We start from the raw sequence: 2,495 nt of genomic DNA, 5'->3' as shown, positions 1-2,495 counted from the left end.
CCGCAGGGCGGCGGCGGTGGCGCGGCGGTAGGCGTCGCTCTCGCCGTCGCTGAAGCCCACCTCCAGCGTGCGGGGCAGGGCGCTCTCCTCGGCGCGCACGAGACCGAGGGGAGCGGACCCGTCGCGAGGAAGGACGAGATCCGCCGCAGCGAGCGCGACCGGCGAGGCGGTCCGGGGGCCGCGGATGCGCAGGCGTCCCGCCGTCACCGAGACGTTGAGCCCGAAGAGCTGGCAGAGCGGTTCGAGCACGCCGCGGGCCGAGAGCGGCCGGTCGATCACGAAGCCGTCGAGATACCCGTCGGCCTCGAGCGTGAGCGGCGGGTCGAGGCCGAAATCCGACAGGATCGCGGCGATCAGCCGGTCGAGCTCCTGGCCTTCGGCGCGTCCTGTGATCCAGTGACCGAGCGCCCAGTTGCCGGCGTCGGACCAGACCGTGTCGAAGTCGGGGAAGGCGGGGAACGGCCGCGCATCCCAGCACCAGACGAAGACGGAGGCCGGATCGACCATGCGCAGGCCGCCGCCCGGCCAGACCGGATTGTGAGCCGGCTCGAAACCGGGCATCCCCGGATCGAACCGCGCAACGATCGCTTCGAGGCCGCGGGCCTGGATCAGCTCGTCGCGGCCGCCGCGGGAGAAGGGCGGCAGCGCGTTCTCGGAGGATTTCGGGTCGGGAAAGACGTTGGGGCCGTTGGTGGCGCGGTCGTTCGCCGGAATGCCGATCTCGGTGAGCCAGATCGGCTTCGCGCCCGGCGCCCAGGCGGTTGCTCCGGTCTCGACGCCCCCGTCGCGCTCGACATGCCGGTTCGACCACCAGGCCACGAGGTCCTTCGCCCGGTAGATCCACGGCTTGCCGTAGGCGCCGTCCGTGATCGGCGTGCGGATCTGGGCGGCGCGGTCGGCCTCGCTCGCATAATACCAGTCAAAGGCCTCGCCCGTGCCGAGGCGGTCCTTGAGGTAGGCGCGGTCGTAGATCGCCGGCGCGAGGGCCGCGTCGGCGTGCGTGTCGCCGTCGCGCCAGTCGGAGAGCGGCGGGTAGTAGTCGATGCCGACCGCGTCGATCGCGGCGTCGGCAAACAGCGCGTCGAGGGGAAACCGGATGGTCGCTCCGCCGTCGCGGACATGCGCGCCGTACTCGGTCCAGTCGGCCGCGTAGACGAGCTTCGCGGAGGTCCCGAGGATGGCGCGGACCGCGTGGGCGAGGCTGCGCAGGGCCTCGACCGCCGGGTAGTCGCCGCCCGCGCCCCGCACGCGGGTCAGCCCGACGAGCTCGCTGCCGAGGATGAAGCCCGCGAGCCCCTTGCCCGCCAGCAGGCGGGCGTAGTGCAGCACCAACCCGCGAAAGCCTTGGGCGCCGGAGAAGAACGCCGCGACCTGGCTCGCCGCCTCCGCGGTTCCGTCCGGGCTGCCGGGCTGGCCCGGGGCGGGATCGCAGGTGATGCGCCCGCGCCAGGGATAGGCTGGCTGGATCTCCCCCGCACGGTGCGGATCGGGCAGGGCGTTGCCCGCGGGCACGTCCATCATCAGGAACGGATAGAGCACGACGCCGAGCCCGCGCCGGTTCAGCTCCGCCCGAGCCGCAGCAGGCCGGCATCGGACGGCGTGCCGCCATAAGCCGGGCTGCCGTCGCGCAGCGAGACCACGCCCGCATCCGCGCGGCCGAGGCCAGCGACGCGCCAGCTGTCGCCGGTGGTCGCCTTCGCCGCGTTGTCGACGCGCGGGGCGATGGTGCATCGGCCGGCACGCAGATCGCTGCCGAACCAGCTCACCACCACCGCGACCTTCGCGAGGTTCGGGCACAGCGCCTGCAGGGCGTCGAGGGAGGCCAGCACGTCGCTGGCGCCCTGGAGCTGGAAGCGGTTGGCCGGCCGCGTCGCGCCGAGGCCCGCATCCTCGCTCACCGGGGTCGGGTCGAGGCCGAATTCGGTGGAGCCGGGGATCAGGCAGACCGCCCGGATTTTTTCCGCGATGCCGCCGACCGGGCGGATCACCTCGAAGGCGAACTGCGGGATGCGGTTGCCGAACTCCGCCAGCGCCAGCCGCTCGAAGACTACGTAGGCGAGCCCGCGATAGGCCGGCGCCCCGTCCGCTCCCTCTTTGGCGACGACGAGCGGGTCGGGCGCCTGGGTCGCGGCGCCGGTGTGGACGCGCATCGTGAGTTTCGTCAGGTCGATCTCGGCTCCGTCGGCCCAGACCCGGCGGACGAAGGCGATCTCGGCGGCACAGAGGCCGACCGCGATGTTGGCGTAGTAGCTGTAGGCCGTGCGCACGGTCTTCGGGCCGCCGCCGCCCTTGGAGCCCGAGGACGAACGCTCCACCGTGGTGTTGGCCACTTCCAGCGGCCGCGTCGCCCAGATCAGCGTGCCGCCGATGCGGGCCCGGCCGTAGAGGCGCGGGATCGGCTCGCCCTCGGTGGAGGTCAGGCCGCCGACTTCGCCGAGGCGCGGCCCCTCGACGAAGCGGGCGCTCGTGCCGCCGAACAGCGCGCCGTCGATGGC

General features: G+C 73.2%; 1 pseudogene. It reads right to left on the bottom strand.

The annotated features are described in order from the left end of the window. Window positions 1-2,495, bottom strand: a pseudogene (locus FV217_RS22155) (glycoside hydrolase/phage tail family protein); the annotation flags it as partial.

This window comes from Methylobacterium sp. WL9, from assembly GCF_008040035.1.
In the GTDB taxonomy this organism is placed as follows: Bacteria; Pseudomonadota; Alphaproteobacteria; order Rhizobiales; family Beijerinckiaceae; genus Methylobacterium; species Methylobacterium thuringiense.
The sequence above is the reverse complement of the archived record's forward strand: the minus strand, read 5'-3'. Positions and strand labels throughout refer to the sequence as shown.